13 protein-coding genes and 1 tRNA gene are annotated in these 16,149 nt (G+C 61.8%); all 14 read right to left on the reverse strand.

Annotation, left to right across the window (positions count from 1 at the left end; genetic code table 11):
• Nucleotides 1-149 (reverse strand): GTP-binding protein (locus EYV96_RS18560; protein ID WP_240732659.1); only part of this gene is annotated, 149 nt, incomplete at its 3' end.
• 51 nt (nt 150-200) lie between these two features.
• On the reverse strand, nt 201-2,318 hold the full coding sequence (gene fusA / locus EYV96_RS18565; RefSeq protein ID WP_131153097.1) for an elongation factor G: 2,118 nt from the start codon (nt 2,316-2,318) through the stop codon (nt 201-203).
• Nucleotides 2,319-2,345: 27 nt separating this feature from the next.
• The gene (gene rpsG, locus EYV96_RS18570) at nt 2,346-2,813 is read right to left on the reverse strand and encodes a 30S ribosomal protein S7 (RefSeq protein ID WP_131153098.1); all 468 of its coding nucleotides are present in this window, start codon (nt 2,811-2,813) and stop codon (nt 2,346-2,348) included.
• A gap of 18 nt (nt 2,814-2,831) precedes the next feature.
• Nucleotides 2,832-3,206, reverse strand: coding sequence for a 30S ribosomal protein S12 (gene rpsL / locus EYV96_RS18575; RefSeq protein ID WP_131153099.1), 375 nt, complete (start codon nt 3,204-3,206; stop codon nt 2,832-2,834).
• Between the two features lie 176 nt (nt 3,207-3,382).
• Nucleotides 3,383-7,597, reverse strand: coding sequence for a DNA-directed RNA polymerase subunit beta' (gene rpoC, locus EYV96_RS18580; protein WP_131153100.1), 4,215 nt, complete (start codon nt 7,595-7,597; stop codon nt 3,383-3,385).
• Nucleotides 7,598-7,696: 99 nt separating this feature from the next.
• Nucleotides 7,697-11,857 (reverse strand): DNA-directed RNA polymerase subunit beta, encoded by a 4,161-nt coding sequence (rpoB, locus tag EYV96_RS18585; RefSeq protein ID WP_131153101.1) that lies wholly within the window; start codon nt 11,855-11,857, stop codon nt 7,697-7,699.
• A 194-nt stretch (nt 11,858-12,051) separates the two neighbouring features.
• Entirely contained in the window at nt 12,052-12,423 is a 372-nt protein-coding gene (rplL, locus tag EYV96_RS18590) for a 50S ribosomal protein L7/L12 (protein WP_131153102.1), read from the reverse strand.
• Between the two features lie 45 nt (nt 12,424-12,468).
• Nucleotides 12,469-12,996, reverse strand: coding sequence for a 50S ribosomal protein L10 (rplJ, locus tag EYV96_RS18595; protein WP_131153103.1), 528 nt, complete (start codon nt 12,994-12,996; stop codon nt 12,469-12,471).
• A 341-nt stretch (nt 12,997-13,337) separates the two neighbouring features.
• Complete coding sequence (rplA, locus tag EYV96_RS18600) at nt 13,338-14,045, reverse strand: 50S ribosomal protein L1 (RefSeq protein WP_131153104.1); 708 nt, start codon at nt 14,043-14,045, stop codon at nt 13,338-13,340.
• A gap of 3 nt (nt 14,046-14,048) precedes the next feature.
• Nucleotides 14,049-14,477 (reverse strand): 50S ribosomal protein L11, encoded by a 429-nt coding sequence (gene rplK, locus EYV96_RS18605; RefSeq protein ID WP_131153105.1) that lies wholly within the window; start codon nt 14,475-14,477, stop codon nt 14,049-14,051.
• Between the two features lie 293 nt (nt 14,478-14,770).
• Nucleotides 14,771-15,331 carry a transcription termination/antitermination protein NusG gene (gene nusG, locus EYV96_RS18610; protein WP_131153106.1) on the reverse strand — a complete coding sequence of 187 codons (561 nt, stop codon included), beginning with the start codon at nt 15,329-15,331 and terminating at the stop codon, nt 14,771-14,773.
• A 10-nt stretch (nt 15,332-15,341) separates the two neighbouring features.
• Complete coding sequence (secE, locus tag EYV96_RS18615) at nt 15,342-15,737, reverse strand: preprotein translocase subunit SecE (protein WP_131153107.1); 396 nt, start codon at nt 15,735-15,737, stop codon at nt 15,342-15,344.
• A 77-nt stretch (nt 15,738-15,814) separates the two neighbouring features.
• Nucleotides 15,815-15,890: transfer RNA gene (locus tag EYV96_RS18620), tRNA-Trp, on the reverse strand.
• Nucleotides 15,891-16,002: 112 nt separating this feature from the next.
• The coding region (locus tag EYV96_RS18625; protein ID WP_484488892.1) for an EF-Tu C-terminal domain-related protein at nt 16,003-16,149 on the reverse strand (147 nt) is incomplete at its 5' end.

Genomic DNA, 16,149 nt, shown 5'->3' on the forward strand with positions numbered 1-16,149 from the left:
ATCGCGTCATACGCCTTGAATTCGCCACCGAAACGCTCGGCACCGACCTTCGTCAGCGCTGCCGTCAGCGTCGTCTTGCCGTGGTCCACGTGACCAATCGTGCCGACGTTGACGTGCGGCTTGGTGCGTTCGAATTTACCTTTTGCCATGACTCTAAACCTCTGAAAAGAACAATGTTGTTTGGGAGGAAGAAGGCCTTATCAGGCCTTCTTGATGACCTGCTCGGCGATGTTGCTCGGCGCCTCAGCGTAGTGGTCAAACTCCATCGTGAACGTCGCACGACCCTGGGTCAGCGAACGGATGGTGGTGGCGTAGCCGAACATTTCACCCAGCGGAACCATCGCATTGATGGTCTTGCCCGACGGCGTGTCGTCCTGACCCTGCAGCAGACCGCGACGGCGGCTCATGTCGCCCATCACGTCACCGACGTACTCTTCCGGCGTCACAACTTCGACCTTCATGATCGGCTCCAGCAGGACCGGATCGGCCTTGCGGAAACCTTCCTTGAACGCCATCGACGCGGCGAGCTTGAACGCCATTTCCGAGGAGTCGACGTCATGGTACGAACCGAACACGAGCTTGGTCTTGATGCCCACGACCGGGAAGCCGGCCAGCGGACCGCTGGTAATCGTCTCGCGCAGACCCTTTTCGACGGACGGGATGAATTCCTTCGGAATCACACCACCGGTGATCTCGTTGAGGAACAGGAAATCATCCTTGACGTTCGGATGCTTCTTGTCTTCTTCGGTCATCGGCGACAGCTCGATCACGACGTGACCGTACTGACCCTTACCACCCGACTGCTTGGCGTGCTTGTAGTCCGACTTGACGTCCGACTTGCGGATCGTCTCGCGGTAGGCCACCTGCGGCTTGCCGACGTTGGCTTCCACGTTGAACTCGCGCTTCATGCGGTCCACGAGGATGTCCAGATGCAGCTCACCCATGCCCGAGATGATGGTCTGGCCGGATTCTTCGTCCGTACGAACACGGAAGGACGGATCTTCGGCAGCCAGGCGACCCAGCGCGATGCCCATCTTTTCCTGGTCGGACTTCGTCTTCGGCTCGACCGCCATCGAGATCACCGGTTCCGGGAACGTCATGCGCTCCAGGGTGATGATCTGGTCCTGCGAGCACAGCGTGTCACCGGTCGTCACGTCCTTCAGGCCGACCGCAGCGGCGATGTCGCCAGCGCGGACTTCCTTGATTTCCTGACGCTCGTTGGCATGCATCTGCAGGATGCGGCCGATACGCTCCTTCTTGGACTTGACCGGGTTGTACACCTGGTCACCGGCGTTCAGGGTGCCCGAGTAGACACGGAAGAACGTCAGCGAGCCCACGAACGGGTCCGTCATGATCTTGAACGCGAGTGCCGAGAACGGAGCGCTGTCATCCGCATTGCGGGTGGCTTCCTTGTCGTCCTCGTCGTGACCCTGCACCGGCGGACGATCGCTCGGCGACGGCAGCAGCTGCACAACGGCGTCGAGCATGGCCTGCACGCCCTTGTTCTTGAACGCGGTACCGCAGAAGACCGGGATGATCTCGCTCTTGAGCGTACGCGAACGCAGAGCAGCGATGACCTCGTCCTCGGTCAGCTCTTCGCCGCCAAGGTACTTCTCCATCAGCTCTTCGCTGGCTTCAGCAGCGGCTTCGATCATGAACTCGCGCGCAGCATTCGACTTCTCGACCAGGTTGGCCGGGATGTCGATGTACTCGAACTTCATGCCCTGGGACTCCATGTCCCACTTGATGGCCTTCATCTTGAGCAGGTCGACCACGCCTTCGAAGTTATCTTCGGCGCCGATCGGCACCTGCATCGGGACGGGGTTGGCGCCCAGACGAGCCTTCAGCTGGTCAACGACCTTGTCGAAGTTGGCACCGGTGCGATCCATCTTGTTGACGAACGCAAGACGCGGCACGCCGTACTTGTTGGCCTGACGCCACACGGTTTCCGACTGCGGCTGCACGCCACCCACGGCGCAGAGCACGAACACCGCACCGTCGAGGACGCGCAGCGAGCGCTCCACTTCGATGGTGAAGTCGACGTGTCCAGGGGTGTCAATGATGTTGAAGCGATGCTCGGGCAAGGAACGATCCATGCCCTTCCAGAACGCCGTCGTTGCCGCCGACGTAATGGTGATGCCGCGCTCCTGCTCCTGCTCCATCCAGTCCATCGTCGCTGCACCGTCATGCACCTCGCCAATCTTATGACTGACGCCGGTGTAGAACAGGATGCGCTCCGTGGTGGTGGTCTTGCCGGCATCGATGTGAGCCATGATGCCGAAGTTGCGGTAGCGCTCGATGGGAGTGGTGCGTGCCACGGTACTAACCTCTAATTGGTCTGATGCTTACCAGCGGTAATGCGAGAAGGCCTTGTTGGCCTCGGCCATGCGGTGCGTTTCTTCGCGCTTCTTGATCGCGCCACCGCGATTTTCGGAAGCTTCCAGCAGCTCGGCTGCCAGCTTGCGCGGCATCGAGGTCTCGCCACGCTTACGGGCGGATTCGATGGCCCAGCGCATGGCCAGCGCCATGCGGCGACCGGAACGCACTTCGACGGGCACCTGGTAGGTGGCACCGCCAACGCGACGCGACTTCACTTCGACCGCCGGAGCGATGTTGTTGAGCGCCTTTTCAACCAGAGCCACCGGCTCGGCGTGCTTTTCGCCCAGGTGATCAAGAGCACCGTAAACGATGCTTTCGGCCACGGACTTTTTGCCGCTCTTCATCACCATATTGATGAAACGGGCAATCAGCTGGCTTCCGTGCTTGGGGTCCGGAAGGACCAGACGGGCGGGATGGGAACCTTTACGCGACATGTATCTGTCCTCTGACTCTTAGCTCTTCGGGCGCTTGGCGCCGTACTTGGAGCGCGACTGGCGGCGCTTGGCGACGCCGGCGCAGTCGAGACTGCCGCGCACCGTGTGGTAACGAACACCGGGGAGATCCTTGACGCGACCGCCGCGGATCAGCACCACCGAGTGCTCCTGAAGGTTGTGGCCTTCACCGCCGATGTAGCTGATGACCTCGTAACCGTTGGTGAGGCGCACCTTGGCAACCTTACGCAGGGCCGAGTTCGGCTTCTTCGGGGTGGTGGTGTAAACGCGCGTGCACACGCCGCGACGCTGCGGGCTGTTCTGCAGTGCCGGAGAAGCGCTCTTGTAGCTCTTCGGGCTGCGGGACTTGCGCACCAACTGGTTGATAGTCGACATGCGAAACTTTTCCTGAGAAACATAAAGGCAGACCGAATCAGCTCGGTCTGCCAAGAAGCGGGAATTTAACATGGGCAGCTCGTCACAGACAAGCTGACGCCCTGCCCTCCATGACTCGAACACGAGGCGCAATCCTTGCGCCTCATTTCGTATGTTAGCGAATAAGGCCGAGGGCCTTACTCCGAACCATTGTCGCTACCGACGGTGGCCTCCGCGAAGGTGACCGGAGACGAGGAACCCGAGAGGGTTTCCAGTTCCGAGGCGGTAAGACCGCCCTGGCGCCGACGCTGTGCGTGGTAAGCCAGACCCGTACCTGCCGGAATGAGACGGCCGACAATAACATTTTCCTTCAGGCCACGCAAGGTATCGCGCGTGCCACGAACCGCCGCTTCGGTAAGAACGCGGGTGGTTTCCTGGAACGAGGCCGCCGAGATGAACGACTCGGTGGCCAGCGAAGCCTTGGTGATACCCAGCAACACCGACTGGTACTCGGCCGGACGCTCGTTGCGGGCAACGGCACGGTCGTTTTCGGCATTGATGCGCACGCGCTCGACCTGTTCACCACGGAGGTAATGGCTCTCGCCGGTCTCCGTGATTTCAACCTTACGCAGCATCTGGCGAATGATCGCTTCGATGTGCTTGTCATTGATCTTCACGCCCTGCAGACGGTAGACGTCCTGGATTTCCTTGACCAGGTAGGCAGCCAGCGGCTGCACACCCAGCAGGCGCAGGATGTCATGCGGATTGGGCTCGCCGTCCACGACGGTTTCACCCTTCTCCACGTGCTCGCCTTCGAACACGATGACCTGGCGCCACTTCGGAATCAGCTCTTCGTGCTCGTTGCCGTCCACGTCCTTGATGATCAGACGCTGCTTGCCCTTGGTGTCCTTGCCGAAGCTGACCACACCGGAGCGCTCGGCCAGGATCGCCGGTTCCTTCGGCTTGCGGGCTTCGAACAAGTCGGCCACGCGGGGCAGACCACCGGTAATGTCGCGGGTCTTCGACGTTTCCTGCGGGATACGGGCGACCACGTCACCCACACCCACTTCCACGCCGTTCTGGATCGACACGATCGCGCCGGCGGGCAGCATGTACTGCGCAGGCACGTCGGTACCCGGCAGCTTGAGCTCGCGGCCCTTGGCATCTTCCAGGCGGACGATCGGGCGCAGGTCCTTGGCGGCCGTACCACGGCGCTTCGGATCCGTCACCACCGCCGACTCCAGGCCGGTCAGTTCATCGGTCTGGCTCTGCACGGTCACGCCATCGATGAAGTCGATGAAGCGAACGGTACCGGCCACTTCCGACACGATCGGATGGGTATGCGGATCCCAGTTGGCCACGGTCTGGCCAGCCTTGACCGCATCGCCGTCCTTGATGGCGATGGTGGCGCCGTAAGGCACCTTGTAGCGCTCACGCTCGCGGCCGTTGGCATCGATGACCGACACTTCACCCGAACGCGACACGGCGACCAGGTGACCCTGGGTGTGCTGCACCGTCTTGAGGTTGTTGAACTTCAGCGTACCGGTGGTCTTCACCGTGACGTTGTCGACCGCAGCTGCTCGCGACGCCGCACCACCGATGTGGAACGTACGCATGGTCAGCTGGGTACCCGGCTCACCGATGGACTGCGCGGCAACCACGCCGACCGCTTCACCCATGTTCACCAGGTGACCACGGGCCAGATCGCGGCCGTAGCACAGGGCGCACACGCCATGCGACGCATGGCAGGTGATCGGCGAACGCACCTTGATCGACTGCACGCCGGCCTTGTCGAGCTTTTCGACCAGGGCTTCGTCCAGCAGGGTGTCGCGGGTGACGATCGGATCGTCGTCGTTGCCGGGGCCATAGACGTCCTCGACCACGACGCGACCGAGCACGCGCTCGCGCAACGGCTCGACCACGTCACCGCCTTCAACGATCGGCTGCATGATCAGGCCATCCTCGGTACCGCAATCGGTCGAGGTGATGACCACGTCCTGCGCCACGTCGACGAGACGACGGGTGAGGTAACCGGAGTTCGCGGTCTTCAGCGCCGTATCCGCCAGGCCCTTACGAGCACCGTGGGTCGAGTTGAAGTACTGCAGAACGTTCAGGCCTTCGCGGAAGTTCGCCTTGATGGGCGTCTCGATGATCGAGCCGTCCGGACGAGCCATCAGGCCGCGCATACCAGCCAGCTGACGAATCTGGGCCACCGAACCACGAGCGCCGGAGTCGGCCATGATGTACAGCGAGTTCATGGACTTCTGGGCGACGGTCTTGCCTTCGGTATCAACCACCTTCTCGGTACCGATACCGTCGATCATCGCCTTGGCGACGAGTTCGTTGGTACGCGACCAGATGTCGACGACCTTGTTGTAGCGCTCGCCGGCAGTCACGAGACCCGACTGGTACTGCTCCTGGATCTCGACGACTTCCTTCTCGGCTTCCTCGAGGATGCCCTTCTTCTCGGCCGGGATGATCATGTCATCGATGCCGATGGAGATACCGGCGCGAGTCGCGAAGCGGAAGCCGGTGTACATCAGCTGGTCACCGAACACGACCGTGTCCTTCAGACCCAGGCGACGGTAGCAGGCGTTGATCAGGCGCGAGATGTTCTTCTTGGTCAGCTCAACGTTGACCAGGGAGAACGGCAGGCCTTCCGGCATGATCTCGATGAGCAGCGCGCGACCGACGGTGGTGTCGACGATGGCGGTACCGGACGTCCGGTTGCCGTCTTCGTCGATCTGCACCTGGTTGATGCGGACCTTGATCTTGGCGTGCAGTTGCACGGCGCGGTTGTCATACGCACGACGCACTTCGCCGATACCCGAGAACACCATGCCGGTGCCCTTCGCGTTCACCAGTTCGCGGGTCATGTAGTACAGACCAAGCACCACGTCCTGCGTCGGCACGATGATCGGCTCGCCGTTGGCGGGCGAGAGGATGTTGTTGGTCGCCATCATCAGGGCGCGGGCTTCGAGCTGCGCCTCGATCGACAGCGGCACGTGCACAGCCATCTGGTCACCGTCGAAGTCGGCGTTGAATGCCGTACAGACGAGCGGATGCAGCTGGATGGCCTTGCCTTCGATCAGCTTCGGCTCAAACGCCTGGATGCCCAGACGGTGCAGGGTCGGCGCGCGGTTCAGCATCACGGGATGCTCGCGGATCACCTCTTCGAGGATGTCCCACACCTGGCCTTCTTCGCGCTCGACGAGCTTCTTGGCGGCCTTGATGGTGGTGGCTTCGCCGCGGGCCTGCAGCTTGGCAAAGATGAAGGGCTTGAACAGCTCAAGCGCCATCTTCTTGGGCAGGCCGCACTGGTGCAGGCGCAGGGTCGGACCGACCACGATCACCGAACGACCGGAGTAGTCCACGCGCTTGCCGAGCAGGTTCTGACGGAAGCGGCCCTGCTTGCCCTTGATCATGTCGGCCAGCGACTTCAGCGCGCGCTTGTTCGTGCCGGTGATGGCACGACCGCGACGGCCGTTGTCGAGCAGCGCATCGACCGATTCCTGCAGCATGCGCTTTTCGTTGCGCACGATGATGTCGGGCGCATTGAGCTCAAGCAGACGCTTCAGGCGGTTGTTACGGTTGATGACGCGGCGGTACAGGTCATTGAGGTCGGACGTGGCGAAACGGCCGCCATCCAGCGGGACCAGCGGACGCAGGTCCGGCGGGAGCACCGGCAGCACGGTCAGCACCATCCATTCCGGACGGTTGCCCGACTCCAGGAACGCCTCGATCAGCTTCACGCGCTTGGTGAGGCGCTTGAGCTTGGTCTCGGAGTTGGTGGATGCGATTTCTTCCTTGAGGCGAATGACTTCGCCCGGCAGGTCGAGCGACTTCAGCAGCTCGTACACAGCCTCGGCACCCATGCGCGCGTCGAACTCGTCACCGTGCTCTTCGACGGCTTCGAGGTACTGGTCTTCGCTCAGGAGCTGGCCGCGCTCAAGCGCCGTCAGACCCGGATCGATCACCACGAAGGCTTCGAAGTACAGGATGCGCTCGATGTCGCGCAGCGTCATGTCCAGCATCAGGCCGATGCGCGACGGCAGCGACTTGAGGAACCAGATGTGCGCGGTCGGGCTGGCCAGCTCGATGTGGCCCATGCGCTCGCGACGCACCTTGGCGAGGGTGACTTCGGTGCCGCACTTTTCGCAGACGACGCCGCGGTGCTTCATGCGCTTGTACTTGCCGCACAGGCACTCGTAGTCCTTGACCGGACCAAAGATCGCGGCGCAGAACAGGCCGTCACGCTCAGGCTTGAACGTACGGTAGTTAATGGTTTCCGGCTTCTTTACTTCGCCGTAGGACCAGGAACGGATCAGTTCGGGCGAGGCAAGCGCGATCTTGATCGAGTCAAAATCCGGCGCGGTGCGCTGCTGGTTGAACAGATTCAGCAAGTCTTTCATGTGAGTCTCCGCTTGGAGCTATCTCTATGGTCGGGATCCACGGAATAACCGGGGCTTGGCTTATCCGGGACCCGGGGCATGACCCCGGGTCCCGACCATTCACTTGATCTCTTCCAGATCGATATCGATGCCGAGCGAGCGGATTTCCTTCACCAACACGTTGAAGGATTCCGGCATGCCGGCCGCCATCTCGTGGTTGCCGTCGACGATGTTCTTGTACATCTGGTTACGGCCCTGCACGTCGTCGGACTTCACCGTCAGCATTTCCTGCAGGGTGTAGGCCGCGCCGTAGGCTTCGAGTGCCCAGACTTCCATTTCGCCGAAGCGCTGACCACCGAACTGCGCCTTGCCGCCCAACGGCTGCTGGGTGACGAGCGAGTACGGACCGGTCGAACGCGCGTGCATCTTGTCGTCGACAAGGTGGTTGAGTTTCAGGTAGTGCATGTAGCCGACGGTGACCGGACGATCGAATGCTTCGCCGGTACGGCCGTCGAACAGCGTGGTCTGACCCGACTCGGGCAGATCCGCCAGCTTCAGCATCGCCTTGATCTCGGTTTCCTCGGCGCCGTCGAACACCGGCGTCGCCATCGGAACACCTTGCTGCAGGTTGTTGGCGAGCGCGAAGATCTCTTCGTCGGTCAGCGACTTGAGATCCACGTGCTGCACGGCACCGGCCACGTGGTGGTTGTAGATCTGATCGAGGAACTCGCGGATCTGCGCCACCTTGGCCTGAGCTTCGAGCATCTTCTGGATCTTCTTGCCCAGGCCCTTTGCGGCCCAGCCAAGATGGACTTCCAAAATCTGGCCGATGTTCATACGCGAAGGCACGCCCAGCGGGTTCAGCACGATGTCGACCGGCGTACCGTCGGCGGAGAACGGCATGTCTTCCACCGGCACCACGTTGGACACCACACCCTTGTTACCGTGGCGACCGGCCATCTTGTCGCCCGGCTGGATGCGGCGCTTCACGGCCAGGAACACCTTGACCATCTTCAGCACGCCCGGAGCGAGGTCGTCACCCTGGGTGATCTTGCCCTGCTTCTCCTTGAAGCGCTTGTCGAACTCTTCCTTGTGACGCTTGATCTGATCGGCCGCGCGCTCGAGGAACTCGGTGACGTCCTCGTCCTTGACGTTGACCTTGAACCAGTCGTCCTTCTTCAAGGAGTCGAGGTAGGCGTCGTCAACCGGCGTACCGCGCTTCAGACCGCCCGGGCCGCTGTTGGCGATCTTGCCAACGAGCTGCGTGCGCATACGGTTGTAGATGGCGCCTTCCAGGATGCGGAACTGGTCATCAAGGTCCTTGCGGATGCGCTTGACTTCCATCTCCTCGATCTGGCGAGCACGCTTGTCTTTCTCGATGCCGTCGCGGGTGAAGACCTGCACGTCGATGACGGTGCCGTCCATGCCCGGGGGCACGCGCAGCGAGCTGTCCTTCACGTCCGAGGCCTTCTCACCGAAGATCGCGCGCAGCAGCTTCTCTTCCGGGGTCAGCTGGCTTTCGCCCTTCGGCGTAACCTTGCCGACCATGATGTCACCGGCCTTCACTTCGGCGCCGATGTACACGATGCCGGACTCGTCGAGACGGGCCAGCGCCTGCTCACCCACGTTCGGGATGTCGGCGGTGATTTCCTCGGCGCCCAGCTTGGTGTCACGCGCGATGCACGACAGCTCCTCGATGTGGATCGAGGTGTAGCGGTCTTCCTGCACGACGCGCTCGGAGAGCAGGATCGAGTCTTCGAAGTTGTAGCCGTTCCACGGCATGAAGGCGATCAGCATGTTCTGGCCGAGCGCGAGCTCGCCCAGGTCGGTCGACGAACCGTCGGCCAGCGTGTCGCCCTTCGCCACGATGTCACCGACCTTCACCAGCGGACGCTGGTTGAGGTTGGTGTTCTGGTTGGAACGGGTGTACTTGGTCAGCGTGTAGATATCGACGCCGGCGTCGTTGTCGCCGACTTCTTCTTCGTTCACGCGCACGACGATACGGCCAGCGTCGACCTGGTCGATCACGCCACCGCGCTTGGCGCTGACGATGACGCCCGAGTCACGCGCCACGGCGCGCTCGATGCCGGTACCGACCAGCGGGGTCTGCGAACGCAGGGTCGGCACGGCCTGACGCTGCATGTTCGCGCCCATCAGTGCGCGGTTCGCGTCATCGTGCTCGAGGAACGGCACGAGAGCCGCTGCCACCGACACGGTCTGCATGGGCGAAACGTCCATGTAGCCAACGTCGGACGCCGGACGCAGTTCGGACTCACCGCGGAAACGGCAGGACACGAAGTCTTCGATGAAGCTGCCGTCCTTGTTGAGCGGCGAGTTCGCCTGCGCGATCACGTGGTCGCCTTCTTCGATGGCCGACAGGTAATCCACCTTGTCGGTCACCTTGCCACCCACGACCTTGCGGTACGGCGTCTCGAGGAAGCCATAGGCATTGGTGCGCGCGTAAACGGCGAGCGAGTTGATCAGGCCGATGTTCGGGCCTTCCGGCGTCTCAATGGTGCAGACGCGGCCGTAATGGGTCGGATGAACGTCGCGGACTTCGAAGCCGGCGCGCTCACGCGTCAGACCACCCGGGCCAAGGGCCGAGACGCGGCGCTTGTGCGTCACTTCGGACAGCGGGTTGTTCTGGTCCATGAACTGGCTGAGCTGCGAGGAGCCGAAGAACTCCTTCACCGCGGCCGCGACCGGCTTGGCGTTGATGAGTTCCTGCGGGGTCAGACCCTCGGACTCGGCCAGCGACAGACGCTCACGCACGGCGCGCTCGACGCGTACCAGGCCGATGCGGAAGGTGTTCTCGGCCATTTCGCCGACCGAACGCACGCGACGGTTGCCCAGGTGATCGATGTCGTCGACGGTGCCATGACCGTTCTTGATGTCGATCAGGACCTTGAGCACGTCGAGGATGTCGGAGCTGTTACCCAGTTCCGAGACCAGGCGCTGCGACTCTTCTTCCTTGCGATCGCCGAAGTACTTGTGATCGTACAGAACGCCCGGGCCGACGATGTCCTGGCGACCGACGCGACGATTGAACTTCATGCGACCCACGGCCGACAGGTCGTAGCGGTCAAAGGTGAAGAACAGGTTGTAGAACAGGTTCTGCGCAGCGTCCTTCGTCGGCGGCTCGCCCGGACGCATCATGCGATAGATTTCCACCAGCGCCTCGAGCGGCGTCTTGGTGTTGTCGATGCGCAGGGTATGCGAGATGTACGCACCACGGTCGAGATCGTTCACGTACAGGGTCGGCAGCGTTTCGATGCCAGCCTTGCGGAAATTCTCGAGCTGTTCTGCAGTGATTTCGTCGTTGGCCTGGGCCAGCAGTTCACCGGTCTTCGGATCGACGATGTCGATCGCGAGAATGCGGCCGACCGGGTAGTCGCCCGGCACTTCAAGCGCGGTGATGTTTTCGGCGGCCAGCTGACGAACGTGGCGCGCAGTGATGCGCTTGCCGGCTTCCACCAGCACCTTGTCGCCCACGGCCAGGTCGAAGCTCAGGGTTTCACCGCGCAGGCGCTCGGCGACGAGCTCGAGCGTGGTGGTGTCCTTCTTGCCCAGGTGGAACACGTTGTGCTCGAAGAAGATGCTCAGCATCTCTTCGTTGGTGTAACCGAGCGCGCGCAGCAGCACCGTCACCGGCAGCTTGCGGCGACGATCGATACGCGTGTACAGCGCATCCTTCGGGTCGAACTCAAAGTCGAGCCACGAACCACGGTAAGGAATGACGCGCGCGGAGAACAGCAGCTTGCCCGAGCTGTGCGTCTTGCCGCGGTCGTGATCGAAGAACACGCCCGGCGAACGGTGCAGCTGCGAGACGATGACGCGCTCGGTGCCGTTGATGATGAAGGTGCCGGTGTCCGTCATGAGCGGAATTTCGCCCATGTAGACTTCCTGCTCCTTCACGTACTTCACGGCCTTGCGCGACGCCGGACTGTCCTTGTCATAGATGACCAGGCGCACGGTGACGCGCAGCGGGGCGCCGAAGGTCATGCCGCGGTTGCGGCATTCACGCTCATCGAAGGCGGGCTCGCCCAGGCGATAGTCGACGTACTCGAGGGCAGCATTGCCCGAGTAGCTGACGATCGGGAAAACCGACTTCAAGGCGGCATGCAGACCCTTGTCGTCGCGCTGCTTCGAGGCGACGTGCTCCTGCAGGAACTCCCGGTAGGAATCAGTCTGGATGGTCAGCAGGTTCGGCACGCCCAGTACAGGGGGACGCTTGCCGAAGTCCTTGCGGATGCGCTTTTTCTCGGTAAACGAGTAGGTCATGGTGGGTACCGCCTCGGTTGTGTATTCGACTTAATCGGGAATAGAGAATCGGGAATCGGGAATCGAAAACGCCCTGTTTCGGGCTATTCCCTATTCCCCATTGGCCATTCCCTTCTAAAGCAGGCAAAGCCCGGGAGCTTGCGCTCCCAGGCTCGCTTGACGCTAGATCAAACTGATGGCGCGCAAGGCGCCAATTACTTCAGTTCAACCGTAGCGCCGGCAGCTTCCAGGTCCTTCTTGAACTTGGCAGCGTCGTCCTTCGAAGCGGCTTCCTTCACGACGCCACCGGCTTCGGTCAGGTCCTTCGCTTCCTTCAGGCCCAGGCCCGTGATGGCGCGGACGGCCTTGATCACGTCGACCTTCTTCTCGCCGGCGCTCTTCAGGATGACGTCAAACTCGGTCTGCTCTTCAGCAGCCGGGCCGGCGGCGGCCGGGCCAGCGGCCATCATGACCGGGGCAGCGGCGGAAACGCCAAACTTCTCTTCGATGGCCTTCACCAGCTCCATCACTTCCATGAGCGACTTGGCGGCAACGGCTTCAACGATCTGTTCGTTGGTCAGGGACATTTCAATTACCTCTGGAAATTAATTCGGTGTGGATAGTCGACGGGATCAGGCTTCAGCCGTAGCGGGTGCAGCGGCTTCTTCGCCACCACCCTGCTTGTCGGCAACAGCCTTGATCGCGCGAGCGAACATCGCAGCCGGCTCGGCCAGCACGCGGGCGAGCATGGCGAGGGCTTCTTCGCGGGTCGGCAGCGAGGCCAGGACTTCGACGTGCGAAGCCGGCAGCAACTTGCCTTCCACGGAGACGACCTTAGCCTTCAGCTTGTCGTTGCTCTTGGCGAATTCCTTGATCAGGCGACCGGCAGCGCCGGGCTCCTCGGTCGAGAACGCATACAGCAGCGGACCGACGAGAGCGTCCTTGACGACCTCGAATTCGGTACCAGCCACGGCGCGCGATGCCAGCGTGTTCTTGACAACTTTCAGGAACACGCCCGACTCACGGGCCTTCTTGCGCATCGCGGTCATCTGAGAGACCGTGGTGCCTGCGTACTCGGCAGCAACCAAGGAGTGTGCCTTCGAGGCGACTTCTGCCAGCTCGGCGACTACTTCTTGCTTCTGAGACAGATTAAGAGCCATCTTTCACTCCTCTTTTGAATTCCGCTCACGGCTCCTGCCGCTTGCGGTCCTGAGCGACGCCATCCATGACGTCGGGGATACGGGGTATCCCGGGTGGTGGCCTTTCCAGAACACGAATTCCAGAAGGGGCATCACCATCTGCGCAGGCCGGCTTCACAAGGAATCCGATTAAGCGACCTCGTTGGCGACGACGGCGTTTCCATGCCAACACGAGCTCCCTGCTCGTCGTCGTCGCGCGTTGATCGCGCCTGCGGTCTTTGACGGCGGCTTCGGCACAAGGCCTTGGCCTGCCCTCAAAAACGTGCCTGCGCCGGCCTGAAGCCGACGCAGGTCTTGATGTCTTACTTGGCCGAGGTCGAGACGGTCGAGGTATCGACCGGCACGCCAACGCCCATGGTGCTGGACAGGGCGATCTTCTGCAGATACTGACCCTTCGCGGTGGCCGGCTTGGCCTTCAGCAGGTCGGCGATCAGCGCGTTGAGGTTGTCAGCGAGCTGGGCAGCCTCGAAGCTGGCCTTGCCGATCGTGGCGTGAATGATGCCCGCCTTGTCGTTGCGGAACTTCACCTGGCCGGCCTTGGCGTTCTTGACGGCCGTGGCGACGTCGGCGGTGACCGAGCCGTCCTTCGGGTTCGGCATCAGGCCACGCGGGCCGAGCAGCTGACCGAGCTTACCGACAACGCGCATCGCGTCCGGCGTAGCAATCACGCGACCGAAGTCGAGATCGCCAGCCTGCATGCGCTCGGCCAGGTCGTCCATGCCGACAGCGTCGGCACCAGCGGCCTTCGCGGCTTCAGCCTTCTCGCCAGCCGGAACGAACACGGCGACCTTGACGGTCTTGCCGGTGCCGTGCGGCAGCAGCGACGAACCACGCACGCCCTGGTCGGACTTCTTGGCGTCGATGCCGAGGCGGACGGAAACGTCCACGGACTCAGCGAACTTCGCCTTGGCGTTGCTCTTGACGATATTGAGGGCTTCTTCCAGGCCGTAGAACTTGCCCGGCTGCACTGCGGCCTGAGCGGCCTTCATACGCTTCGTGATCTTTGCCATGTCTTAGCCCTCCACCACCAAGCCCATGCTGCGCGCGCTACCAGCGATGGTGCGAACGGCAGCGTCCAGATCCGCAGCCGTGAGATCCGGCTCCTTCTGCTTGGCAACTTCTTCAAGCTGCTTGCGCGTGACCTTGCCCACCTTGTCGGTGTTCGGCTTGGACGAACCCTTGGCGACGCCGGTGACCTTCTTGATCAGCACGGTGGCGGGCGGGGTCTTGGTGATAAAGGTGAAGCTACGGTCCGAATAGGCCGTGATGATCACGGGGATCGGGAGACCCGGCTCCAGCTTCTGCGTGGCGGCATTGAACGCCTTGCAGAATTCCATGATGTTCAGGCCGCGCTGACCGAGGGCGGGACCCACCGGCGGCGACGGGTTGGCCTGACCGGCCTTGACCTGCAGCTTGATGTAACCGACGACTTTCTTTGCCATTGGATTTTCCTCGCGAGTTCAAGCGCCTTGCGGCTCCTCGCAGTCAATCTTTCCCTGGATGGACGAAGGATTCGCGTTCCTGCGAACCCTGAAAATACGGACACGCCGAGGCAAATGCCCCAGCGTGAACCGCATAGTGTAAGGATTGAACAGTTTTTAAGCAAGTGGTGTGCCTAGCACACCTGGATACCCGCTCGGCGGGTCATGAGCGCATCTCAGGTTAACCTGAGACTCGGCAGGTCACCCTGCCCACCCGTCTTACCTGGCCGCCCTCCGGGGAGCGGCCCCATCCATCAGGCCTTCTCGACCTGACCGAACTCGAGCTCCACCGGGGTCGAACGGCCGAAGATCAGCACGGCGACACGCAGACGGCTCTTTTCGTAATTGACTTCTTCGACAACGCCATTGAAGTCGTTGAACGGACCGTCGGTGACGCGGACCATCTCGCCCGGCTCGAAGAGGACCTTCGGCTTCGGCTTTTCCACGCCCTCGCGGACACGGCTGAGGATGGCATCGGCCTCGCTGTCACGAATCGGCAGCGGACGATCAGCGGTACCACCGATGAAACCCATGACTTTCGGGGTTTCCTTGACCAAATGCCAGCACTCATCGTCGATGCGCGGCGCTTTGCCTTCGGTGTCCGTCTCGATCTGGACCAGCACGTAACCCGGGAAGAACTTGCGATCGCTGCGGCGCTTCTGGCCACCACGCATCTCGATCACTTCCTCGGTTGGCACCAGGACTTCGCCAAACCTTTCTTCCATTCCAGCACGCTGAATGCGCTCCGTCAGGGACTTGCGCACCTGATTTTCGAAGCCGGAATAGGCATGCACCACATACCAACGCTTGCTCATGCTCTTTTCCTCACGAACCCAGCTTGAGCAGCCAGTCGAGCACAACCGACTTGAGAATCAAGTCAATCAGGCCCAACAGCAGCGACAGGATGACGACCACCACCATGATGATACCGGTGGTCTTGAGGGTTTCCTCGCGGGTCGGCCAGACGACCTTGCGCATTTCGAACTGGGATTCACCCAGGAAATCGCGGACGCGGCGACCCAGGCCAGTGGTCGCGGCGATCGCCAGCGACACTACCAGCGCCACCAGCACGCCGATCAGGCGGACGGCCGAGGGCACGTTGGGATCATTATTGAACCAGGAATAGGCAAAAATACCGGCAGCCAGCACCAGCCCCGCCAGTACCAGCTTGCCGATATCTGCTGCGTTTGAGCCCTTGGGCTGTTCTACCTTGGTATTCATGCGCGGCGATCAGGCGAAAGAAGCACCCGGGTTTAAACCCAGACGCCACCAGCACCCATCATCGATCCTCGGGAAGGTGGCACGCCAGGAGGGACTCGAACCCCCAACCTGCGGTTTTGGAGACCGCTGCTCTGCCAATTGAGCTACTGGCGTACGAAATTAAAACTTGCAGGACCCGACACTCAGTGCCGGGGACTCGAAAGAGCAAGCTTAACACTACCGCTCTTTCCGAGTCCCGGGCTCGAAGCGCCGGGTCCCGCGGATATTACTTAATGATCTTGGCAACCACGCCGGCGCCGACGGTACGGCCACCTTCGCGGATCGCGAAGCGCAGGCCTTCGTCCATGGCGATCGGATGGATCAGGGTGACCACCATCTTGATGTTGTCACCCGGCATCACCATCTCGACGCC

Origin of the sequence: Dyella terrae (genome assembly GCF_004322705.1) — a bacterium.
In the GTDB taxonomy this organism is placed as follows: Bacteria; Pseudomonadota; Gammaproteobacteria; order Xanthomonadales; family Rhodanobacteraceae; genus Dyella_D; species Dyella_D terrae.